Origin of the sequence: Bacillus cereus group sp. MYBK79-1 (genome assembly GCF_051915365.1) — a bacterium.
In the GTDB taxonomy this organism is placed as follows: Bacteria; Bacillota; Bacilli; order Bacillales; family Bacillaceae_G; genus Bacillus_A.
Genome location: NZ_JBQAEO010000017.1, coordinates 68,750 through 92,781, shown reverse-complemented (window position 1 = coordinate 92,781; position 24,032 = coordinate 68,750). Strand labels below are relative to the sequence as shown.

Below are 24,032 nucleotides of genomic sequence, written 5' to 3'. Positions count from 1 at the left end.
TCCTGTTGTTCCAGTAGGTCCAGTATCTCCTGTTGCTCCGGTAGGCCCGGTATCTCCTGTTGTTCCAGTAGGTCCAGTATCTCCTGTTGCTCCGGTAGGCCCGGTATCTCCTGTTGTTCCAGTAGGTCCAGTATCTCCTGATGCTCCGGTAGGCCCGGTATCTCCTGTTGTTCCAGTAGGTCCAGTATCTCCTGTTGCTCCGGTAGGCCCGGTATCTCCTGTTGTTCCAGTAGGTCCAGTATCTCCTGTTGCTCCGGTAGGCCCGGTATCTCCCGTTGCTCCAGTACCTCCTGTTGGAAATGTAAAAGGAGGTACTGGCGGGAAAGTCGGACCGATTAAATTGGGATTTAATGCAGCAGCCACTAAAGTATCTTCAGGGTAAACACTTTTCCAAAAATCTTCATTATACATACATTCACCTCCAAAAAAATTTTATTATAGCTAATAAAATTCTGTTAAAAATTAAAAAATTTAAATGTAAGTACAATAAAAAATTATATGCAATAAAATTTCTTAAAATTATTATCAAAAAAATATCTTATATTTTGAAAATTAATATATCAATTTCTGAAAAATCCCATCGTATAAAACACCCCATCACTTCGGCTCTAAATTTAACACCTTCCCCTCTATCCCCTCCGTATTCAATGTAGTCGTATGATACGTTCCATTTACCCAATCATCTATTTGATCATGATACCAATCACTTCTAAAATGTCCCGATTGTCCTGGCCCTACGATATGATAACCATTTGACATATCTTTCGTATCAATAATGAATCGCCAAGACGCTCCGTGATTGACAATACCGTTATCTCCGTAACTCGCTGCTTGAACGGTAACTTGGCTGCCGCCAATTGGAACTGGTTTTTCGCGATTAAATGCAAGTAGTGCTAACATACTAGACGATTTTGAGATTGGATGTGTAAAAGTAAGTTGATGGTAATCGCCCCACTTCCACTCCGCAACATTCGGTCCATATTCCTTCTGTAATTTCTTCATTACATTTTCGTACGATGTATGCACAATTTTCGTGAAACCTCCGTATTTCGTAAACCAAGCGCCGGTTTCTCCTGCTACTTCTTTTCGAATCAATTCATCAACAACTTGTGACTTCCCTTCAAATAACTCCATCACATCTTTCGGTATTTCTTTTGAAAATAACGTATTCGAAATCTCTTTCATTAACAAATGGAAAAGTAATGGTGCCGCTTCATCTTTACTATCGTAAAAATTCCACTTTGTTAATTGTTTTACACCTTCTTTCTCTACTTCATTTAAAGATGCTTTATTTAACTCTTTTAACAATATAGGAGTAAATTCTTTCCCGTATAAATTTTTTTGATCCATCTGTAACTCTTCTAAATCTTTCACCGTATACTTTTCTTTCTCTTGTAAAAATTCTTGAATACGCATTTGCCTATATGGCTGTGCCCACGTATTACTAATATGGTACGGATAATTATCATCCACAATTTTATTATTTGCAGTTGAAATAAACCCTTGTTTTGGATTTATTACTTTTGGGAGTTGATCATATGGGATATACCCTTCCCACTCATATTCATCTGTCCACCCTGGTACTGGTAAACTCCCATCTCCTTTTTTACGCACTGGTATATTTCCGTTCGCTTTATAAGCAATTGTGCCATCATTTGATGCAAATATAAAGTTTTGAGTTGGTGTATGAAAGTCTTGAAGTGCCGTTTCAAACTCATTCCAATCTTTCGCTTTATTCATATTTAATACAGCCTTTAATTCAGCAGAAGGCTCCAAAGCAGTCCATTTCAAAGCGAATACTGTTTTCGTTTTCTCTTTCCCCTTATCCGCAAACTCTGAAATAACTGGCCCATGCCTCGTAACCGTCACATTATACGGAATTGTTTCCCCGCCTTTTACTTTAATAGATTCATCAACAACTGTAGCTTTTTCCCACTTATCGTTATACAAAAATTCATTTTCATTATTAGGATTTCGCTTCTCAATATATAAATCTTGTACATCAGGACCTGTATTCGTAACGCCCCATGCTATTTTGTCATTGTGTCCTAATATAACACCCGGTACTCCAGCGAAAATAACGCCACTCACATGTAAATCTTTCATTTCAAGTTTTGATTGATACCAAATAGAAGGCGTCGCAAGAGATAAATGAGGATCATCTGCTAAAATTGGCTTACCAGACTCACTCTTCTCACCGCTTATGACCCAGTTATTGCTACCATTAAACTCTGGCGGAATGATCGCTTTTGCAAAACTTTGTGCTACGTCCACATTTGTATTTTCCAGTTCAGCTAGCAATCTAGGCGCATCTTTCGGATATGTAGGAAATAGCTCATTTGCTTGCTCTTTCGGTAAATTTTTCAGCGCCCAATATCGAAACGCCTGTCCGTGCCAGTGTCCACCTAAATCAAACGCCATATACTTCCCAATCGTTAAAGTATCAACAATGGACCATTCAGCAGGCTCATAGCCTAATAAAGTAAACTCAACTGGCAATTTCTTTTCCTCTTTCGCCTCGCGTATAAAAGCGTTCACCCCATCAGCAAATGACTGCAGGGCATACTTCGCTTCCCCGTCATATTGACTAACAGACGCTTCGGCTGCTCGCCGTAAACCGAGCGTTCGAAACAACTTATCTCGATCAACAGCTGCTTTCCCTACAACTTCACTCAACATCCCAGAAGCTTGCCTTCTACTTAAATCCATTTGAAACAAACGATCTTGCGCTTGTACATACCCTTGCGAAAAATATAAATCATGTGCATTTTCCGCTTTAATATGCGGTACCCCTTTACTATCCCGCTTTACCTGAACAGCATGTTGTAAATCCTCTAGCTTTATCGTTCCATCTATCTTCGGCACAGAACTAAGCGTATATATGTTCAAAAAAATTACTGTACAAATAACCAATAAAAGAACGATACTACTAGACCAAATAAAAATTTTCTTACCCCTAGTTCGTTTCTTCTTTATGACGACTTCCATATAACCCCTCCTTTCTCAAACTATTCGCTTCTCTTTAAGGAAGAACCTTTTAGAAAAGTTGAAAAACCCCCTTCATTTTCTACAAATGAAGGGGGGAATTCTTAACGTTTGTTATGCCAGCTCTCATTATGACCGAGATTTGAATCGGTCACTAATTGCACATCATATAATCTTTCACTAAAAAAGCGTCTATCTACTTGTTTTGGTACAATACGTCTTTCATCATCAATTTCATCATATTCATATGAACCTCGGTTTACAGTACCTGCCCTATAAAATTCAATGTCATACACACATATATCCTCTTCATCTTCATAGCCAATCGGTGCGCCGCTAAATGACAGTTGCGCACCTAATCCAGTGCGAGTATCTTCTTTATAAAACGTATAATACACGCCGCCATCTTGAACCGATCCGCGAATCCAGCCAAGTTTCGTCATCTTACCGAATAACGAGCGACCATTTAATAAAATACCGCCAAACCTCTCAACAGTAACCTTATCGTTTTCCTCTACTACAAACACTGGACGTTCAATTTGTAGGAATGGCTGGACAATTTTCGGATTTTCCAGTTGCTCTTTCCACATTTCCTTTTCCGCTCCAGATAATTCTAGCGGATGAATTAAACCGATTACAGTTCCAGATGAAACTTCATGTTTCTCTCCTATTATTGAATAAAACGTACCATCCTCCGCATAACGGAACATTTTCAGTAACTTTCCTTCCGCATACTCACCCCAAATAAGTGAAGTGGAAAATTGCTTCATAATTGGATTTTTTAAAAATACCAATTTCCACGTATCGTATGACCAATAGCGCTTTAGTGATAAAGCGGCTTCCAAACGTTGTTTCTGTATGGAAAGTGCATTTCGAATCTCTTTCTTTAAAACGGCTAACTCTTTTTTAGCTAATTGAGCTTTTTCTATATCATCTTTTGTATTCGGCTTTGGAAGTGACTTCATACGTTTTCCTTCTTCTGTCTCCAATTCTATTTTTAACTCAGAAGTTAAAATAGCAGTAAAACATCTATTCCCAAAATCAATCTTCTTCTCGCCACGTATATTGAAACCAAGATCTGGTACTAGTTGATCTTCCAGCTCTTCTTCCGTTATACCCCGTGTTTTCGCAGCAAGACTTAGTGCTTCTTTTGCCGCATTGCGCACTTGTTTTTGTTTATATTTAAATGCCATTTCATGAATAGACATAAGTGCAAGTTTAGATGAGGACAAGCCTAGAGCGCGAACAGCATCTGCCGCAATCTTTCCTCTCATATCAAGCACCCATTCATCGATTTGCGCTTTAAGTATACCAACCATTTTGTCATCGCTATATATTCCATATAAAGAGAGAATACCGCATTTCTTCACATCTGCATCTTGAGAAATCCATATTTGATATATTGCTTGCACATATTCTTTCAAGTCTTGTTCATTTAAATTACTACAAATTACTTCAGCTGCCTCTTTCTTCTCGATGACAGAATCTGAAATGTACTGTTGTAAATAAGCTAATGGAATTGTAGCATCCGCAATTTCATCTGAATGACGAAGACGGATTTGTGGTTCATCCCCAATCAATTGCAGAAGTGAATTTCTTTTTTGTTCCGTTACTATACGGCCACAAAGTTCTTCTATATTTTCTGAGTTTCTCTCCACTTCAAGTAATGGAGCAAACTTCTCGGCCAAAGAGGCATTCTTCTTTTCTTTTAATGCTTCTTGCACAAGTTGCATATATTTATCAATCTTATACTCAATTAGTATTTTCATCACATTTTCACGAACAATTTTCTTTTTATTATGAAGTTCAGCTACTACATCTTCTGCAGCTGCTACATCTTTTGAAAGAATTTTAACTACAGACTCACGCATTTTTTTCGAAGAATCCCCTAAGGATTTGATTAAAATGGGACGCATTTTAATCCTATTCTCTCTTGCTAACTCTTCTAAAATATATGCTCTCGCCACTGCAGAATACTCATCAAATTGTTCAATGATGTACGCTTGTTCTTTTACAATGACATGAACAAGCGCTTCCTTCACCTTATTTCTCTCTTCACTGTAGCATGCAGCTTGTTCAACTGCATAAGTGATAAGCTTTTCTTTACTTAATCCATACGAAAGAAGATCTTCTAATACTTGTTTCGGTTCTATCCCTCTGACAGCACATTCGTAAAGAAGTTCATATAAATTAACACTATCATCATCTCCAAATTGTAGTGTAAGCACAGCTTCCCTCTTCGCTACATCATCTACATCCCAAAGGAGTACAACCTCTAACACTGGTATCCCCCAATACATACTTCTATACTTCGGATTTTTAAGTATTCGCTTCATATCCTCAAGTGGCACTTTTCCTAGTAAATAATCACGATACGTATCACGTATTGTAGACAATTTCATTTGCAAAGCGGCGACAAAAAATTCTTCTCGCATTCTCCCTCTATTTAACTCATGTCCTTTTTCAGCTAACATTCGTGCGATAATAAGATAATTAATTTTACTTATATATTGCAAAGTACGTTGAACAAATTCAGGATTTTCTTCCGCCACGGAGCATAACATTTCATATTCATACGTCTTACAAAATTCTTCATTGTTTAAATTATGTTGCCTCAGACGGTGTGCGAAGAATCTTTCCTCAGAAATCCAAAACTGTTTACAAAAACTTTGAATTTCATCATACGTTTTCTTATTTACACTCCCTGTTCGTTTATAGTTTTGAGGCTGATTGAGAGCTTGACACACGTAACGCGTAGCATAATTCATAAAACCCCAAACGTTTTTCTTCGCTACTATTTCAACATATCGCCTCGCAATATTTGAATACTGATGAATACTAAATAATAGTCGCCAAATATATTCTGGTAAATTTGCACCTAAAAATAATTCCCTCTCACTTTCACCTTTTATATATCTTTCAACTGCTTCAATCTTTTCCTTTTCTCCATTCAAATTCAATATAAATTCAGCATGTTCTTCTAATCTCTCATCCAATAAAGAGCTATATGTATGGAACCTCTCATAATCTACTTCAAACATTACGAGAAGTAGTGATAGTTGCTGTTGATTTGATAATTTTAATAGCTGCTCTTCTATATAGTTCGGATTCTCACCTATTAATTCTCGAAGAAAAACATACGCTTCATCCACATAACTTGAAATATTAGTTAAATATTTACATGCAATTCCTAAAAGTTTATCCAATGGAAGTGTATTTTTTTCTAAGTAAATCTTCATATTAGCAAAATCCACATATTTAAACCTTATTATAAGAACATTTAACAATTGCTCCCCTAACAAATAATAAAATAACCGAAAGAAAGCCGGATCTTGTTTATATATTTTCCTAAAATCATTTATAAACTGATTTGCAAAATCACTTCTTTTTTGATCTCTAATTGTCGTTAGTTGAATATGATTTAAAATCTCTTCTTCTCTCGTTTTTAAATAACGTAATGATAGTTGTTCCTGCTCTTCTGTCATATGAATATATTGAAACAACTGAGCTGTATTTGTAGTCAAACTTTGTTCCCCCGCATCTGTTTATCCATTATAAAAATACCCTTATTTACTTGTAGTATAGCATAAAATTCGCAAAAACGAACATATATTCTATATTAAGTTAATGTAAATTAAAACACACTACTCAAAACACTTCTCCTTCTCTCTAAACTTCCCATTACACACTTCTCCCCACCATATTTGCTACACCAATTCCTCAAAATCCCCTTCACATAAGCAAACGTTCGCTTATTCTGTTCAAACGCAATTTTAAGCGCCTCTAGTACTGTCTCTCCTGAAAATTTTTGTATACACTCCTTCAATTCCTTCACGGTATATGGAGATAAACTACTTATATGTTGTTCGTAAAACTTATAAACTTCACCATTTGGCGTATCCTCTTCTACCTCTTCCTTCTCCTCAGCAACTTCTTGTAAACTACTATTATCCTCTTCTTTCGGCATGCCAAAATGCTCAAATAACAATGGGATATTCCATTTTTCTTCAAGACATTTACGTAAAAACATATGTATAAACTCTTTACTTTTTACAGTCTTTAACTCACGTAACACACACTTTTCTACATTCGTATTTAAAATAGGGTTATAGTGTAGCCAATTTATTATGTATAACTCTTTCGTTTCCTCATCATATAAAATCTTTCCGTATTCAACAAACCTATTTAATAACTTCTCAACAGTCTCCATACTGTATCCTGTTTCCAGTTCTGCCACACGCTTCGGTAATACATAAATTCCACATTGCTTCGTTTTCGTACTAGTTAACAAATATATGTAAAAATAACGCTCCTCTGGCGTTAAATCTAATATGAATTCATCTTGCCAAAAGTTCACCTGCACATTACGGTACACCGCCATATATTTTCCTCCTCCTTTTATTCATAAAAAGGCAGAATTCAATCCTTCAATATACATATAGGAATGAGGGCTTTGTTTTTGCGTTTGAATTTCAAATTTTTTTAACTACTACAACGCCGGTTTTATTTTTTCGCGCTTTTTTGTTCTTGTAGTTGTTTTTGTTTTGTATTGTTTTTTCTTAGTGATTTATTACTTGGTAGGGGCTTAGAAGGGGCTTCATAGGGGCTAAAATAAAAAGGAGCTTTTCCAAATTTTCATGTTGGATAGCTCCTTTACCATTCTTTCTATTTTTGACTTGCATCTAACATCTTCACTAAAAAGGCAGCTGCCTCACCACGAGTTGTTGTACCTTTAGGATTAAACTCATTATTTCCAACACCCGTAACTACCTGTAAGCTATATAATCGTTGAACAGGCTGTTTATATGTGATCAAATGTTTATCTCTAAATGGTAATGCGACTAATTCACCGGTAACACCTTTGTACTGTAAGGCGTTGTCAATCATGATCGATGCTTCTTCACGAGTGATCGGTGCATTCGGGTCAAAAATCCCTCCGCCACGACCGCTAATAATTCCTGCACTTGCACTACGTTTAATACCGTCATGAAGTGATGAATGTGCTTTGTTAATATCTACAAATGATTTATGTCCTTCTGGCAATTTAAGAGCATTTGAGACTAATGTCGCAAACTCAGCTCTCGTAACATTACGATAAGGCGCAAATATACCATTTCCTTCCCCATGCATAATACCTAGACTGTGTAGTTTACGAATATGTCCCTCAAACCATCCACCTGTAATATCATCTTTTGGCTTTTGTACTTCTTTATTTGGTACATTATAGTTTATCTTAATCCAACTTGGGTTATAGAAAATCCACTCATCGTTACCTACCTTATACCAACCATTTTTAACTGCTAACACTTTGTAACGGTCTCCTTTTGAAGCTTTACGAACGATATGATGTTCAAGTCCTGCACCACTACGTACGTTTATACCGTCACCATTCACTACAAGCTCCATATTAGGTTCAGCTGGATTATATTCATTTGAATCAAATAGCTCATCTCTTTCTTGTAAAGGAGAATCAATTTGTGCGTTAACATTGGCGTACCATTGAATACCTTGTACGAATCCAGTCCAATTCCCACGAGAAATTAAAATATCAGGACAGTTTTTTCCACTCCATTGTTGATGCCTGTAAATGTGGTCCGCACTAATACCTTCTTTGTTCATTAAATAACCGGCAAGTCTCTTTGCATTCTCTAACGCTTTATTGTAATCTCCATCTTGGTTAACTGAAATTTCGATACCGATTGAATCTCTATTTCCTGAACCATCGCCATCCCCTGCATGCCATCCATTTTCATTTGTTGGTAAGTGCTGATAAATTTGTTTATCGTCTACAGTAAAATGCCAAGAAGCTGTTCGGAACGTACCTTCCGTTGCTTGTTTATACAAATATTTCGCATGATTTTCAGCATTTGCACCGCGGGCGGTGTTTGCAGTCTCGTGAATTGTAATGTAACGTGCATTCATCGGATTTGCAGGGCGAATATCAGGATTTCCTGCTGGAACAATCCACTCTACAAACGGGACACCTGCAAGTGTTCCATATTTCTTTGTCGTCATCGATGCACTATACTGAATAGCTCTTGGCTTTTCAACTGGCTTCATTTCACGAGTAGAGCCATCATTTCGACCGTCTACATGTTCAAATGCCTTTTCAATATTTGAAATAGCTTCAGCTTCTGCTACTTGACCTTTTTTTGCTTCTTTCATTTTATGTAACTCTTCTGTTTCATTATGTTTATGCTTATATTCTTCTAGGAGAATTTTCTCATTCTCTGATACTTCTGCTTCATTAATTTGCATGTGATTAGGAGTTTCTAGATTGAAGTTAGAATAGCTTAATCCGATCGTTCCATGTTCCCCTTGCGCGATACGAAGTTGATCAGTTTTACTCTCTTCTGCTGATATTGCTAAAGGCGCGCCACCTAACATTACTAAACTAGTTGATAACGCAATTACTCTTTTTTTTATTATTTTATTCATTGCTGTAATCGATACCTACACTGTTCGTGTAAATATCTCAACCTCCCTTTATTTTCTCATTCGTGAAAGACTATGAATCTACTATGTATGTATAAAACTATGTTTATTCCACCCTTTTATAAATACTTTCCCCAGCAGGTAATTTATATTTTCTAAAAAATCCCTTAACAGACATTATTTTATAGCCAATTGCAAATGCCGTCAAAAGTACTACTTTCCTTACACACTACTACTTCTCAAAAAAATAGATTAGGATACCTTTTACTGTTTTGCTTCAACAATAAGGATTTTTATAATTTTTCATAACTATCAAGTCTCTATTAAATAAATCCTGTTTCTTTGTACTTTTCCCTTTAAAAATATTAACATTCTTACATTCTTGCGATAATATAGATGTAACCTTTTACATTGAAATGAGTTTTATTTGGAAAAGATTTCTCATATTGATACCTGAAATGAAGAAGACCAAAAAATGATGAAGAAAAACGAGAGTACACACAATATTCAGCAGATCGGATATATTTTGAAGGACTAGAAATAACACCGTTAGAATGGCTTGAAAACATAGTTGAAATATTAAAACAAACAGTACGAGTTTATTAGATAATACGTTATTTAAAGGGGATGAACTGATTGTTAGATACGTTTGTTTACGATAAAGCGAAGTACCATTATCAAGGTGATTTTCCTGAGGACTTACCAATTGATCAAGCTTTTGTACATACTGGTATGTTTTTAGGATGGATAATTGAACATAATTTATTTAGTGAAGAATTTGAAGAAGAGTCTCCAGACGAAATTAAACAGTTTAAACTTAGACAAATGACTGGCACAGAAATTTATATGAACTGGGATGGCGTTTTGGCAGACGACATGTTAAATGACGAAGGCAACCAATTCGCGATGTATTACTTTAATAATGATGAGGAATGGAAGTATATAAGTGATTACTCAGACGTTTTTATAGACGAAGAAACTCTCTACCACGTGAAAGATACTTGGGAAAACTATTTCAAATTAAAAGAAGTTATTGATAATAGCTATAATTTTTGGAAAGACAACTTACAAAATAAATAATTATAAAAAGTCGATTTCTTATTTTAATAAGGAATCGACTTTCTTATTAGCTTTTATTACAAATTCCCTTTAACATTTTCGACAATCTCGTTTATCGTATTTCGATCAAACTTATCACTAATTTCGTATGGCTCACGATCTCCTACTAATTGTACACCTACAATATCATTGCGATCCTTACCATATTGCACTTCAATAATCGATCCACGCTCTATTTGTTTCCAAACGAGACCTGCTCCATCTTTATTCTCTAAAATGATACAGTCCTCAATGCTTTCGTCAATCCCAATTAACTTATTTTCATCCATATATCCAACCTCGTATTGTTGACGTTCTTTCGCTTTTCCACTTACTAATATACCTTTGCTACCATATGAGTAATCCGTATAGTCCTTTTTCTCCGATTGTGCCGCTTTCGACTCTTGTGCTTTAGTTTTTTCAGTGTTCCCACAACCCATGATAAGACTAATTGGCATCACTATAGTTAGTATTACTCTAGTAATTTTCTTTATCATTTAGAATCAACCTCACATATTTAACTTTAAATTCCATTTATCCCCTTACCAAATAATAACATGATAATACCGAGAGAAAGCCAAAGGTAAGCTATTATTTTCATCCCAAAAATTTATGTAATAAGCTCTCTGGATTTCCTTCCCTTTTACTTTCATATAGTATCCTTACAATTATAGATAACTAGACTTTCAAAATCACTAACTGCATTATCTACAAATTATAGAAAGTAGACATCCTACTCACATAAGATTTAAAATTAGGAAGTATGGAAAACATGATAAAAAATATAAACTAGATGCTCACAATTATCATGGTCTTTATATTAAGAAAGGAAGTGTACAGCTATGGATTTTAAAACAGTTATGCAAGAGCTTGAAGCCCTTGGTAAAGAAAGAACGAAAAAAATATACATATCTAACGGCGCGCACGAGCCAGTTTTCGGCGTAGCTACTGGTGCTATGAAACCAATTGCTAAGAAAATAAAAGTAAATCAAGAATTAGCTGAAGAACTTTATGCGACAGGCAACTACGATGCTATGTACTTTGCAGGCATCATCGCTGATCCGAAAGCTATGAGTGAATCGGATTTTAATCGCTGGATGGATGGCGCGTATTTTTATATGCTATCTGATTATGTAGTAGCAGTCACTTTATCGGAGACAGATATTGCACAAGATGTTGCTGATAAATGGATTGCATGTGGGGACGAGCTACGAATGTCTGCAGGCTGGAGTTGCTACTGCTGGCTTTTAGGAAATCGCAAAGACAACGAATTTACCGAAAGTAAAATTGCCACTATGCTTGAAATGGTGAAAAATACGATTCATGATTCGCCGGAACGAACTAAATCCGCTATGAATAATTTCCTAAACACGGTGGCAATTTCATATGTACCACTACACGAAAAAGCAGTCGAAATCGCAAAAGAAGTTGGTATAGTTGAAATACAACGTGAAAATAAAAAGAGCAGTTTGTTAAATGCTACAGAGAGTATTCAGAAAGAACTTGATAGAGGAAGACTTGGTTTCAAACGTAAGTATGTTAGATGTTAAATGATCAAAAAAGGTGTCAATCTAAGCAAGATTGACACCTTTTTGATGAGAAAAATGAATGAATTCCCCCTGCACACCTTATCCGTTATACATTTCTTCATTCAATTTATAAACTCTATCTCTTTTCTCATCACTTTTGACAAAAATAAGCTTTCCTTCTTTAACAAAACCTTCTAATAGTAAGCATACTTCTCCATATGCTTTAGGCTTATTCGTTGTGAACCTTTCATCTGATATTTTTCCAGCTCGTATTAATTGTTCGCATAACTCAAGAGCACTTATTTCTTCAGAATCCACTAATTCCAATATATCTTTTTGCAATGGCGATAAAGGTACTGGTATTTCAGCTACCTCCACCTTTTCTTTTTCATTTTCTTCTTCAAATAAATCTTCAAATGAAATTTGATTCATTACTCCTTTTCCTTTCTAACGATTAATTTGTATAACATGAACTGAATCCTATAGCGTAGTTATTGTTATGTATTACTTACCTTATTACATAAATCTCAAACTCATGTACATCGTTTCATATAGTATGTTTTGATTATACCAAATATACGTTCTATCTTCTATCGTAGATTGAAAAAAGGAGCGTTTTACTGCTCACAAATAGCAAAAAGGAATTTATATGCTTTCATTGAATGGATTTATAAATATCATTTTCAAATAGAAATAAATATTTATAAATAGCAAAGTTGCATGCAGATTAGTAAAATAATTATTTATCCCATAGAAATTTATGGTAAAAACTTATCATTTATATGTTATAATCACGATGTAAACATTTAAGTATATTAAATGTTTACTAAGGTTATTCAATTCGTTTCATATAACAAGGGGGTTCACAAATGGGCAGAAAAACAAGTAAAGTTAAAAAGTTTTTAGGCTTCGTACTAACCGCAGCACTAGCAACTACAACGATGGTAAGCACGGTAAATGCAGAAACACTTACGAAAACAAACGGTAATGAAAAGAGCTATAAGGCAGTTAGCAATAATGACACTGTATTTACAGATGTACCAAAGGACCACTGGTCAAAAGATGCTATTGATTACTTAGCGGCAGCAGGGATTTATAAGGGATATGGAAATGGCAAATTTGGTTTTGGGGACAATATTACTAGAGGACAGGTAGCTTCTTTAGTCAATCGACATTTAGGGTTGATCGCAGACGATAAACAAGGAAATATGTTTAGTGATATTGCAAATCATATGTTTGAAAAGGATATTAAAGCCATTGCACAAGCTGGCATTATGACAGGTAACGGAACAGGTACATTTCGTCCTGATGATGTATTAACTCGATATGAGATGGCAGTAATATTACAAAAAGCATTTCATTTACAATCAAAAGAACAAGGAAAATTTAAAGACGTACCAAAAGGTCATTGGGCTTATGAAGCTGTAAATACACTGCGTAGTAACCGTATAGCACAAGGTGACGAGGCCGGTAATTTTAACGGAAATACATTTGTGAAGCGTGAGCAATATGCACAATTTTTCTATAATGCAATAGCTAAAAACAGAGATTATAATTTCAACATCAATTCAAAAGAAGAATTGAAACAAATGTTAACAACAGCTTTAGAGAATGGGACGTTTGGTCCATTTAAATTAAATTCATTGGGTAAAGATCTATCTGATGTAAAAAAAGAATATGGAGTGCCTGATATTTTGAAGCAAGCACCATGTACAGAATGTGATGCACCTAATATAGCAGTCTACGGCGATTATAATATTGACATGTACCCTTCGGACGCTAGATATATATGGGTGAAAATGGATATCTCTATCAACGAATTAAAAGAGTGGTTTGGTGAACCAGATGGAATCGGAGAGGATATGACTAGCGAAGGCTTTATATATAATCGAGGAAGCTATTCTCTTTATTTCAGCTTCTCTGATGGTTATATTCAACGCGCTGAAATATCTAAAAATAAATTCAATTAATAAGTTACAAACAATATAAATATATAAAGCATAAAAAATCCTTCAAGAACATGCCTTTTCTTGAGGGATTTTATTTGTCTCTATCTATTTAACATAATACAAATCTATAAAACGCCCACTGATTAAACTTTATTTTTCTTGATGCTCCGCATCCCATTCACTTAAATACGTGGCATATTCTAATTCATCTGGATCATCATGTAACATAGAAATAAACTCTAATTTATTTCCATCACAATCTAGAAAATATACGCTTGCAGCTGGCATCCACCTTTGAACAATTGGCTCTTCATTCCCTTTCCCCTGACTCCCTACTACCTCTATTCCACGCTTCTCTAACCACAATTTAGCAGTCTTTAAAAACTCTAAATCTACACGAAAAGCGAAGTGTTTCATCTCAAAATCTTCATTACTATGTACTTCCCATAATCCAAGCATTTGTTTTTTATTTTCTCCTACCTAAAAGAAAGCAACTCGCCTTTTTGATAGTTTTTTTGCTACTGTTAAGCCTAACTTATTTTGATAGAAATCTATCGCCTTTTCTAAATTTCTTACATGTAAATGAGTTTCGTATATGCTTTGTATCATTATATATTTCTCCCTCCCCTACATTATGATTTTTAAAAATATGTTTTGTTTTTATCATACAAATAAATAAATTTGAAATCATCCTACTTTTGTATCATTGTTCTTTCCTACAAAGGTATATATCTAGCTTTATCATTCATATACCAACGCCAAAATTCAATAAAAAAACACATTTATATTCTAGCAAATACATTCGTAAATTTTTATAATGTAATAAAAGTAATATCTTAATAATAGAGGAGGAACCTTTCTGGATAAAACCAAAGTTATGACTTATTTTAGTGCAACTGGTGATATATTCCCTTTTGAAGCAATTACTGACGCCTTAAGTATCGAGCCTACAAGAAGTTATAAAAAAGGTGATGTTGTTGCAAGACATGATAATCCGAATCTTGTATCTACCAAAACCCTATATAGAGAAGAAACTGCTTGGACTTTAAGCACTGGATACCAACAATCATACGATATAAATAATGAGTTGCATGTTATTCTAAAATCCCTTGAAGGAAAAACAGAACAATTAAAACATCTCAAGAAGAAGTATGATTTACAATTTCTTTTTATGGTAGTCATTCAAGTGGAGAATAACGAATCACCCGCAATGTATTTACAAAAAGATATTATTGATTTCGCTAGTTCCATTCAAGCAGAAATTCATTTTGATCTATATATTTAGTAAAAATAAAAACGCTATTGATATTGAAATCAACAGCGTTTTTTTATGTGACTATATGTTTTATCCCGCTTTAATGGGCAGTAAGACCCCCACCTCAACATTCAGCGAAAGCAAAGAAGTTAGGTGGGGGATGAAGAAAACCCCCACTGATTAAAGTTTCACTTTATCTTGCTTGTACCCAAAAGCAAATTCTTTTTATATAATTTATTACTTCAATTTCCCCTCAAAGACAATCTTTCTACCGCACGGTTCAACTTCTGTTTTGCCGTTTTTCTTCACTTCATGAAAGATTGGCTCTTCCATGCGACGTGATGGTGCGTAGCCTTCTTGTTCCATACGTGCTAAGCAGTCTGTAATTGTTTCGTTTTCGAGTACTTCAAATTTCTTTTTATTAGGTTGTTTTGTCATGCCCTAACCTACTTTCTATTTTTCTTGATGCGAATTGATTCTTCATGTAGACGATATATAACATTGCGAGAATTCCCATTATAATCATAACCGCAATAAAAAAGCTTGTATACTGTATTTTTTCTATAAATACGCCTCCTAATACAGGTCCCATAATACTTCCTAAACTAAAGGCAATTCCAGATAATATATTACCTGCTGGCAGTAAGTGTCTCGGTAATAAATCTGTCATAAATCCAAGACCTAATGAGAAGCACGATCCAATGACCATACCAGCTAACAACATGCAGGCAAAGACGATCCAGTAATATTGATCAAATACAGCTGCTAGCAAGAAAATACCCGTACTTACGCTGAACGTCCACGTTAAAATACGATCTCTTCCGTATTTATCACTTAATATACCGAGTGGAATTTGTGTAATGATGCCCCCAACTGCGAACGCTGGTAATAAAAAGGAGACTTCTGATACAGACCATCCTTTTCGAAGTGCGTATACTGGTAAGTTACTGTTTAACATTGCTTCCAGTACACCATATGCAAGTGGTCCTAGTAACGCAATCCATCCTAATCCAACAACTTGTTTATAACGAGAAAATGATGATTCACTCTTCACTTCTCTTTCATCTTGCGCCGGGAATGCATTTTTCGTTGGCAGTAGTAAAAGCCAACCTATTAAGCAAAGTATAGTAGATATCATAAATGGTGTTGCAAGACCGTACTGAACAGTGCTCGCTAAATACGGACCAACGGCAAAACCAATTCCGAAGAATACACCGTATATCGATACTTGTCTCCCTATTTTACTTGGGTCTGATGTTGTCGTAATCCATGTTTGTGTTCCGACATGAAGCATATGATCTCCAACTCCAACTAGAAATCTAAGAATAAACCATACCCAAAATGAAAAAGTTTGTGTAAAAAAGAATAATGATATAACAACGAGAAACCCACCAATAACGATAATTGGCTTCATTCCAAACTTTTGCATCGGTTTTTCAAGAAACGGTGAAATAACTAATATCCCAATATATAATGCCGTTGCATGAATACCATTAATACTTGAACTAACCCCTTCTTGTTCAAAAATCATTGCAATGGCCGGTAAGAGCATCCCTTGTGATAAACCTGAGATTGCTACAATTCCAACCATAATCCAAAACGTAAAACGCATCGACATCTCTTTCCCTCTCCTTCTCACGCTTTCCACCTTTCATTATAAACTGTTTCTGCAAATGCGTGTACGAATATTCGCAATTAAAAAGAAGCTAAAAGAATGAATCTTTTAGCTTCTTATCCTTCCCAAACTTGTGCTTTCACATTATTATGGAATTGCTTGAAATACGGATGTTTATAAAAAGCAGTTTCATACGCGTATTGCTGTGCACTAGCGATTGGTGGCTGCGGGTATTGCAGTTGTAAAGGAACTACAGCTGGTGAAACTTGCATATACAGCGGAGCTATCATCATTTTTGTATATACATGATGATTATATGGCGAATGTGCAATGAAGAACGGATGATGCATGGATAATCTCCCCTAATACCTTTCATTTCGGGGATTGTTTCTATTCTAACCAGTCCTCTACATGCTTTATAAATACATCTAAACAATCAATAAACGGCGAATGGCCGCAATCTTCTAGCACCTTCAACTCTGCATTCGGTAAATGTTTTGCTAATTCCTCACCGACTACTTGCGGTACGACGTAATCTCTGTCACCTTGTATGACGAGTGTCGGAGCTTTAATATGATGAATTTTCTTATTTCCCTCTACAACTCCGTTATGTTCATCCGAAATATTAAATGTAATGAGCGCATAATTCACATCTACGAAATTACGCTGCGTTAACATATCGTCTAAATACTTTTCATAACGATCCGGTTCCGGTTGATTATGTGTATATATTAATAGATTCCATACTGTACGGTAATATAATTTATTCATATTTTTTATCGCATCTAGCACTGGAGCAATTTGTACGGGATCTTGCGCGATTTCTTCTTTCGTCTTTACTAAACTTGATACAATCGGTTGCCCGTTAATATCTTTTTTAAAAATTGGATATCCCTTCATGCCCACTGATTCTACTAAAATTAACTTTTCGACAAATGTTGGATGATTCGCTGTAAATTGCATCGCAACACCACCGCCCATTGACCAGCCCATTAATGAAAATTTCTCTAGTTTTAATTGATCGATAAATAGTTTTACATCTCCTACAAAGTCTTGTAATGAATCTATCGATTTATTATATGTTGATTGGCCAAATCCTCTTAAATCAAGAGCGTAAATATGGTATTGATCTTGCAGTTTTTCAATAACTAAATCCCAGTGTTGTGACGATGTCATGTTCCCGTGAATGAGTACAAGAATTTCTGTATTTTGCCTTCCAACTTCCTGATACGCAATCGTTTCTCCGTTCGATAGTGAAACAAACTCCATTGTTGCAGGCTTAATCATCACAAGTTCCCCCATTCTTTTTAATAGAAAGAAAATTCTTTACTTACTTAAAGAATAACATGCAGAATGTATGTTCTCAACAAAAAAGCTATACGAATTTTTTACATAAATCAACATGTCTATTACTAGACAATTATAATAAAAAAGGATATAGTTAGCTAGGTAACTAATTTGAAAGGATCTAACTATATGGACGAAAAACAACATTTTTTTCACATTGTCAGCCAGACTTCTCGAAAATTCACAAAAAAATTTAATGAACGCGTATCTCCAACTGGGCTATTTAGTGCACAATGGGCTGTTATTTTCCGCATTAATCAAACCGGTTCTTGTACACAAACAGAATTATGTCAGTATTTAAATGTTGAATCACCAACGATGACTCGTACGTTAACACGTATGGAGACGATGGGTTGGATTATTCGTACTGAAGGAAAAGATCGCCGTGAGAAACTCATTTCTTTATCAGAAACAGCGATAAAAATGATTCCGATATGGCAAGAAGAAGTTGATACTTTTGAAGAAACAACGCTAGATGGTATTAACAAAGATGAGTTACATCAAGCATTTCAAGTGTTACAACAAATTATTAAAAACTTAGATTAAATTGGAGGGATGACAATGCAAAGTGAAAAACTTTGGACGAAGGATTTCCTCGGAACTTGTTTTAGTAGTCTATTTCTCTTCTTAACATTTTATATGCTTATGACTACTCTGCCTGTCTATGTAATAGACGGTCTAAAAGGAAAACCTGAGGAAATTGGTTTAGTTGCAACTGTTTTTCTTATTTCATCTGTTTTATGTAGACCATTTACAGGAAAATGGCTCGATGAATTAGGGAGAAAGAAAATTTTATTTATTTCACTGTCATTATTTTTAGCTGCTACTGTTATGTATTTCGGTGCACAAAGTTTATTTTTATTACTTGCCCTTCGCTTCTTGCATGGTATTGGGTTCGGTATGGCAACAACTGCAACTGGTACGATTGTCACAGATGTTGCGCCAGCTCATAGAAGAGGCGAAGCACTTGCCTATTTCGGCGTATTCATGAGTTTGCCGATGGTAATTGGTCCTTTTTTAGGTTTAACAATCATTTCTCATTTTTCATTTACTGTACTATTTATCGTTTGTTCCGTATTTTCATTGCTTGCATTTTTATTAGGACTACTTGTAAATATTCCGCATGAAGTGCCAGTAAGCAAACAAAAACGAGAAAAAATGAAATGGAAGGACTTAATTGAACCATCCTCTATTCCGATCGCTCTGACAGGATTTGTTTTAGCCTTTTCTTATAGTGGTATTTTATCCTTTATTCCTATTTATGCGAAAGAGATCGGTTTAGGAGAAGTTGCTAGTTACTTCTTTATTGTATACGCACTCGTTGTTGTAATTTCTCGTCCATTTACAGGAAAGATTTTTGATCGCTTCGGTGAAAATGTACTTGTTTACCCAGCTATCATTATTTTCACAATTGGGATGTTCATTTTAAGCCAAGCGCAAACTCCGTTTTGGTTCCTTGGCGCAGGTATGTTAATCGGTTTAGGTTACGGGACATTAATTCCAAGTTTCCAAACGATTGCGATCTCTGCCGCTGCAAACCATCGACGAGGTTCTGCGACAGCTACGTACTTCTCATTCTTTGATAGTGGTCTCGGTTTTGGTTCTTTTATTTTAGGTATCGTCGCAGCGAAATCAAGTTATCATAATATGTATTTTATCGCAGCTATTATCGTTGCTTTCACTTTACTTCTCTATTATGGATTACACGGACGAAAACAAAAATTCAAGAAACAACTTACAGACGGAAAAGTTTCCGCTTAATACGAATAAGGAAAGTAAACTTCCCCGTTTACTTTCCTTATTTTGTATTTCTTTCACTAGAAGCGTATACTTATAATAGAAATAAAAAGGAGGGACCCCTATGAAACTTAAAAAATCTCCCCTACTCTTACTCATAATCACATTCATATTTGTAATTACAGGGCTTGGTTTTACATACTTCAAACATAATAAAACAATCCCATCGAAAAATAACGTGACGAAGAAAAATTGGTTAGATGACCCGTACTTACGTTGGTCGTATACACATATGAAAGAATTCACTTTAATTAACGAGGTGAAAAATAACCCGGATCACGTTTTCCACTTCCCTACTGCATCGCAAAACTTAGACGATTTTACTGTGGAGCGTAGATTTGGAACGACTCCTCTAAAAAAACTTTTAGACGATAATAAAACAGATGCTTTTGTCGTTGTACATAATGGACAGCTTGTTTATGAACGATATTTCAATGAATATAACGAGAGTAAACCTCATGGCATGGCGTCATTAGCAAAGGTCTTTACCGGTGCAATTATACAATCTCTCGCTGAAGAAAACCGTATTGACTTAGAAAAAACAGCTGACACATATATAAAAGAATTAAAAAATACACCGTTCGGTAATGCATCGCTTCAGCAATTAATGGATATGCAAGTTTCTGCACAGTACCCTACTCACGGATATGAACATCCAGCGTTAGAAAATCAAGATGCACAACTATATTTAGCGAGCAATATTTTACCTCGGGGCAAAAACTACGAAGGTCCAATGAAGATTTATGATATGTTACGAGAAGCGGAAGAAACTGCACCGCCTGGTTCCAATTTTTCTTACGATAACGGATCAGCCGAAACACTCGCTTGGGTTATTCGAACGATCACGGGTAAATCATTAGCAGAAAATATTAGCGAACGCATATGGTCTCAAATTGGTATGGAAGAAAACGCGTATTACGTTACAGATGAAACAAAAATAGAACAAGCAAGCGCTGGCTTAAATGCAACTGCTAGAGATATGGCTAGATTCGGGCAATTACTACTAAACAACGGGGAATATAACGGAAAACAAATTCTCCCTTCTTCTATTACTGAAGATATAAAAAATGTCCAAGAAGGTGAACTTGCAGTTGGCCCTGGCACTTCCATTTCTTATCATAATCAATGGTGGATTCCGCACAATGAACAAGGTGCTTTTGAAGTGTTAGGTAGTTACGGACAAACACTTTACATCGATCCGAAAGCAAATATGGTCATTGTCCACTTCTCTTCTAACGCTACGCCAAGTAATGAAATACATTCAGTTTACTCAAATATGTATATTGATATTGCCCATCATTTAGAGAAGCTTCCACAGTAGTGGAAGCTTTTTCTTATTGGGGTGTTTATTTTATAAATCCCCTCATCATAGTTATCCTCTGCTTATTCATACGTGAATTTTTTATTAGCAATCCAATAATTTGTTACGAAGAGCGTCAATAAAATCCACATAATCGTTAGTAGTACATTGACCATTGCGGGTGTATCCAATACCCCTGTGACTAACATTTCCATTGCATGTTTACTCATACTGGCTGGATTAACCTGATCTATTATTGGAATCAAACCGACGATTATTCTACAAGCTAAAAGAAAAGCAATTGAAATTAGCGCAATAATACCTTGACTGTGAAAAATAGCACTTATCATAGTTGTGAAAGATACGATAAAAAGAACCCAAATTAAATAAAATAGTAATCCAGTAATCATGTGCAAAAATGGAACAACAGTAAAAAGATAGTTTGTATATAGATAAGAAGTAAAGTATCCAATCATTACACTAAGCGCTACTATTACATAATTTGATACTATTTTCCCAGCTATATACGAAGTAACCGTAACAGGTCTTGTTAAAATAAAGGCTAACATACCGTTAGCTTTATCTGTTTGAATGGCACCCATCATAGAGATTACTAGAATCATAAGTCCGAGCTGATCAAACTGAGACCCTAAAGTACTCGCTAGTACTTCGCCTCCTTTTTGTGCTGTCATACTCGGATCAATGTTAATTCCCTGTCCCCCACCTAATGCTTCTAGAATTGCTGGTAAATAATGAGTTACTATTGGCTGTGTTGCACCTAAAAATATAAAAACAATTGGTAGCCAAATGATCTTAAAATCACGTAACATTTGAACACATTCTTTTTTTATCAATATCATTGAGTTATTCATTTTTGCACCACCAATTTCAAGAAAATTTCTTCTAAAGTATCGTTGCTCATTTCAAATTTAACGATGTTCACTTTATGTTCGAGTGCATTTTGCAGTAACATATTTTTATTTATTTCGATACTCTCAACCTTCACTTTGACTTTACGTCCAATCACTTCTACATCCTTCACATAGGGAAAATTTTTTACAACGTCAATCCACTTTCGGTCTTTAGCTGTAATTTCAATGATTAATTTATTTTCACTATTGCGGTGTAAAAGCTCAGTAATTGTTGTATCTTCTATCTTTGTTCCATCTTTAATCATGACAAATCGTTCACAGATTTCTTCTGCATCACTCAATATATGGGTTGATAATAAAATAGTCGTATCTTTTTTTATTTCTTCAATCAGATTTAATACTTCCCTTCTGCCTATTGGATCTAATGCGGATACTGGTTCATCCATTACAATAAGCGAAGGTTTATGTAATAATGCTTGTGCAATACCGAGTCTTTGTTTCATTCCCCCAGAAAAGGTACTCACCTTTGAACCTTCTTCTCCACTTAATCCAACTTTCTCCAAAATTTCTGGTATCGACTTTGACAATACTTCTTTTTTCATCCCTGAAATTTGCCCCATAAACATAAGAGTTTCTCGCGCTGTCATCCAATGAAAAAAATTAGGGTATTGCGGTAAGTAGCCAATTTCCCTTTTCATTTTTGATATTTTTATCCCATTCAATAACACCTCACCAACATCTGGATTAATAAGATCTGAAATCACTTTTATTAATGTAGATTTCCCTGCTCCATTTGGTCCGATTAACCCTACACATTCCCCTGTTTGCAGTTCCATCGAGAAATTATTGACAGCAATTTTTCCTTTAAATGATTTTGTTACATTTCTAATCTCTAATTTCATAATTTCTCACCGTCCTTTCTCCCTATAACAAAGTACAGAATAGGTCCCAATACGTTAACGAAAATAATAATTAGCGACCATACAAGTACATTTTTTCTTGTTTTTCTATTTCGGTATAAATCAATTAATGCAATGGAAACTAAAAGTGCCCCGACTACAATAACCGGCAATATGATCGGGAGAAACGCCATAATATCCATGTCTTTAAGATCATTCCATCCATAATGTAGTTGCATTTTTATCACTCCTTCCTAACTCATTATCATTATTGATAATAATAATGATAAATCAAGAGCAGATGCATTGCAAACATTATTCTCATTATTTATAATGAGAATAAATAATGAATAAGGTGATATATAGTGAGTAATAAAGTTGAAGTCTTAATGCATCCAGTAAGAATGAAGATTTGCCAAGTATTAATGAGAAATAAAGAAAATGGACTAACACCATTAGAAATGGTAAAAATCATTAAAAATGTACCACAAGCAACACTATATAGACAGCTACAAACTATGGTTGATTCTGGTATCGTCCATGTAATTAACGAAAAAAAGGTAAAATCTGTTTCTGAAAAATATTACGCAATCAATGAAGAAGATGCAAAAATTGAAGGAAGTGAGTGGAAAGGATTATCTGATGATGAAAAGTTAAATTACATTTCCTATTATCAGTTATCACTTATGACACAATATCAAAGTTACCTTAAGAAATTAGAGGAACAAAACAGTCAAGAAGATAATGCTACTTTTTCTGTTGTGGAATTAATGCTCGATGCAGAACACTTTATGAGCTTTCAAAACGAACTTAACGAATTAATGAATAAATACTACCATACACAAAGTAAAGGCGACGAAAAAGAGGCCCCAGTTCGGACTGTCGCTATTACAATTATTCCAGAAACGTAAACTAACTCAATATAAATAATACAGGCCGATGTTTCCTACG

Annotated in this window: 22 protein-coding genes and 1 pseudogene; 8 read left to right on the top strand and 15 right to left on the bottom strand. The window is 35.1% G+C overall.

The window, feature by feature from the left end:
• The 5 genes from ACTFOB_RS22000 to ACTFOB_RS21980 all read right to left on the bottom strand — a co-directional run.
• The coding region (locus tag ACTFOB_RS22000) for an exosporium leader peptide-containing protein (RefSeq protein WP_440028865.1) at positions 1-411 on the bottom strand (411 nt) is incomplete at its 3' end.
• A gap of 186 nt (positions 412-597) precedes the next feature.
• On the bottom strand, positions 598-2,988 hold the full coding sequence (locus ACTFOB_RS21995) for a penicillin acylase family protein (protein WP_440028868.1): 2,391 nt from the start codon (positions 2,986-2,988) through the stop codon (positions 598-600).
• Positions 2,989-3,089: 101 nt separating this feature from the next.
• Positions 3,090-6,509: a DUF4132 domain-containing protein gene (locus ACTFOB_RS21990; RefSeq protein WP_440028870.1), complete on the bottom strand. Its 3,420-nt coding sequence runs from the start codon at positions 6,507-6,509 to the stop codon at positions 3,090-3,092.
• Between the two features lie 110 nt (positions 6,510-6,619).
• Positions 6,620-7,366, bottom strand: a complete 747-nt coding sequence (locus ACTFOB_RS21985; protein ID WP_440028873.1) for a DnaD domain-containing protein — start codon at positions 7,364-7,366, stop codon at positions 6,620-6,622.
• Positions 7,367-7,650: 284 nt separating this feature from the next.
• Entirely contained in the window at positions 7,651-9,423 is a 1,773-nt protein-coding gene (locus tag ACTFOB_RS21980; protein ID WP_440028875.1) for an S-layer homology domain-containing protein, read from the bottom strand.
• Between the two features lie 633 nt (positions 9,424-10,056).
• Between ACTFOB_RS21980 and ACTFOB_RS21975 the strand changes: the two genes are divergently transcribed.
• Positions 10,057-10,500: a DUF7832 domain-containing protein gene (locus tag ACTFOB_RS21975; protein WP_440028877.1), complete on the top strand. Its 444-nt coding sequence runs from the start codon at positions 10,057-10,059 to the stop codon at positions 10,498-10,500.
• 56 nt (positions 10,501-10,556) lie between these two features.
• Here the strand turns inward: ACTFOB_RS21975 and ACTFOB_RS21970 are convergent, their stop codons facing one another.
• Positions 10,557-11,015 (bottom strand): hypothetical protein, encoded by a 459-nt coding sequence (locus ACTFOB_RS21970; protein ID WP_440028880.1) that lies wholly within the window; start codon positions 11,013-11,015, stop codon positions 10,557-10,559.
• A gap of 345 nt (positions 11,016-11,360) precedes the next feature.
• Between ACTFOB_RS21970 and ACTFOB_RS21965 the strand changes: the two genes are divergently transcribed.
• A complete protein-coding gene (locus ACTFOB_RS21965) occupies positions 11,361-12,068 on the top strand; it encodes a DNA alkylation repair protein (protein ID WP_440028883.1) in 708 nt (235 codons plus the stop codon).
• A 78-nt stretch (positions 12,069-12,146) separates the two neighbouring features.
• On the opposite strand, the gene ACTFOB_RS21960 is transcribed toward ACTFOB_RS21965, so the two are convergent.
• The gene (locus tag ACTFOB_RS21960; RefSeq protein WP_440028886.1) at positions 12,147-12,479 is read right to left on the bottom strand and encodes a DUF3895 domain-containing protein; all 333 of its coding nucleotides are present in this window, start codon (positions 12,477-12,479) and stop codon (positions 12,147-12,149) included.
• Between the two features lie 437 nt (positions 12,480-12,916).
• On the opposite strand from ACTFOB_RS21960, the gene ACTFOB_RS21955 reads away from it, so the two are divergent.
• The gene (locus ACTFOB_RS21955) at positions 12,917-14,017 is read left to right on the top strand and encodes an S-layer homology domain-containing protein (RefSeq protein WP_440028888.1); all 1,101 of its coding nucleotides are present in this window, start codon (positions 12,917-12,919) and stop codon (positions 14,015-14,017) included.
• Between the two features lie 129 nt (positions 14,018-14,146).
• On the opposite strand, the pseudogene ACTFOB_RS21950 reads toward ACTFOB_RS21955, so the two are convergent.
• A pseudogene (locus ACTFOB_RS21950) lies at positions 14,147-14,605 on the bottom strand (VOC family protein).
• A 268-nt stretch (positions 14,606-14,873) separates the two neighbouring features.
• Here ACTFOB_RS21950 and ACTFOB_RS21945 point away from each other — a divergent pair.
• Positions 14,874-15,281: a DUF4279 domain-containing protein gene (locus ACTFOB_RS21945; protein WP_440028890.1), complete on the top strand. Its 408-nt coding sequence runs from the start codon at positions 14,874-14,876 to the stop codon at positions 15,279-15,281.
• A gap of 207 nt (positions 15,282-15,488) precedes the next feature.
• Here ACTFOB_RS21945 and ACTFOB_RS21940 read toward each other — a convergent pair whose 3' ends face one another.
• The 4 genes from ACTFOB_RS21940 to phaZ form a co-directional block, all read right to left on the bottom strand.
• Positions 15,489-15,689: an NETI motif-containing protein gene (locus tag ACTFOB_RS21940; RefSeq protein WP_000166305.1), complete on the bottom strand. Its 201-nt coding sequence runs from the start codon at positions 15,687-15,689 to the stop codon at positions 15,489-15,491.
• Positions 15,673-16,869, bottom strand: a complete 1,197-nt coding sequence (locus tag ACTFOB_RS21935; protein WP_440028891.1) for an MFS transporter — start codon at positions 16,867-16,869, stop codon at positions 15,673-15,675. The genes ACTFOB_RS21940 and ACTFOB_RS21935 overlap by 17 nt, the downstream gene beginning before the upstream one ends.
• Before the next feature lie 113 nt (positions 16,870-16,982).
• A complete protein-coding gene (locus ACTFOB_RS21930) occupies positions 16,983-17,216 on the bottom strand; it encodes a hypothetical protein (protein ID WP_151634620.1) in 234 nt (77 codons plus the stop codon).
• Positions 17,217-17,256: 40 nt separating this feature from the next.
• A complete protein-coding gene (gene phaZ, locus ACTFOB_RS21925; protein WP_440028894.1) occupies positions 17,257-18,168 on the bottom strand; it encodes an intracellular short-chain-length polyhydroxyalkanoate depolymerase in 912 nt (303 codons plus the stop codon).
• Positions 18,169-18,342: 174 nt separating this feature from the next.
• Here phaZ and ACTFOB_RS21920 point away from each other — a divergent pair, with 174 nt between their 5' ends.
• The 3 genes from ACTFOB_RS21920 to ACTFOB_RS21910 all read left to right on the top strand — a co-directional run bounded on the left by ACTFOB_RS21920 (position 18,343) and on the right by ACTFOB_RS21910 (position 21,331).
• Positions 18,343-18,759 carry a MarR family winged helix-turn-helix transcriptional regulator gene (locus ACTFOB_RS21920; RefSeq protein ID WP_440028897.1) on the top strand — a complete coding sequence of 139 codons (417 nt, stop codon included), beginning with the start codon at positions 18,343-18,345 and terminating at the stop codon, positions 18,757-18,759.
• Between the two features lie 15 nt (positions 18,760-18,774).
• Positions 18,775-19,974 (top strand): MFS transporter, encoded by a 1,200-nt coding sequence (locus ACTFOB_RS21915; protein WP_151634614.1) that lies wholly within the window; start codon positions 18,775-18,777, stop codon positions 19,972-19,974.
• A gap of 100 nt (positions 19,975-20,074) precedes the next feature.
• Positions 20,075-21,331: a serine hydrolase domain-containing protein gene (locus ACTFOB_RS21910; RefSeq protein WP_440028901.1), complete on the top strand. Its 1,257-nt coding sequence runs from the start codon at positions 20,075-20,077 to the stop codon at positions 21,329-21,331.
• Between the two features lie 62 nt (positions 21,332-21,393).
• Here ACTFOB_RS21910 and ACTFOB_RS21905 read toward each other — a convergent pair whose 3' ends face one another.
• Genes ACTFOB_RS21905 through ACTFOB_RS21895 form a run of 3 tightly spaced genes read right to left on the bottom strand, consistent with a single transcriptional unit; the run spans position 21,394 to position 23,320 of the window.
• Positions 21,394-22,182, bottom strand: a complete 789-nt coding sequence (locus tag ACTFOB_RS21905) for an ABC transporter permease (protein WP_440028904.1) — start codon at positions 22,180-22,182, stop codon at positions 21,394-21,396.
• Complete coding sequence (locus ACTFOB_RS21900) at positions 22,179-23,084, bottom strand: ATP-binding cassette domain-containing protein (RefSeq protein WP_440028907.1); 906 nt, start codon at positions 23,082-23,084, stop codon at positions 22,179-22,181. Before ACTFOB_RS21900 ends, ACTFOB_RS21905 begins: the two co-directional genes overlap by 4 nt.
• Positions 23,081-23,320, bottom strand: coding sequence for a PLD nuclease N-terminal domain-containing protein (locus ACTFOB_RS21895; protein ID WP_440028911.1), 240 nt, complete (start codon positions 23,318-23,320; stop codon positions 23,081-23,083). Before ACTFOB_RS21895 ends, ACTFOB_RS21900 begins: the two co-directional genes overlap by 4 nt.
• A 126-nt stretch (positions 23,321-23,446) precedes the next feature.
• Here ACTFOB_RS21895 and ACTFOB_RS21890 point away from each other — a divergent pair, with 126 nt between their 5' ends.
• Positions 23,447-23,992 carry a transcriptional regulator gene (locus tag ACTFOB_RS21890; protein WP_440028914.1) on the top strand — a complete coding sequence of 182 codons (546 nt, stop codon included), beginning with the start codon at positions 23,447-23,449 and terminating at the stop codon, positions 23,990-23,992.
• Positions 23,993-24,032: the final 40 nt, after the last annotated feature.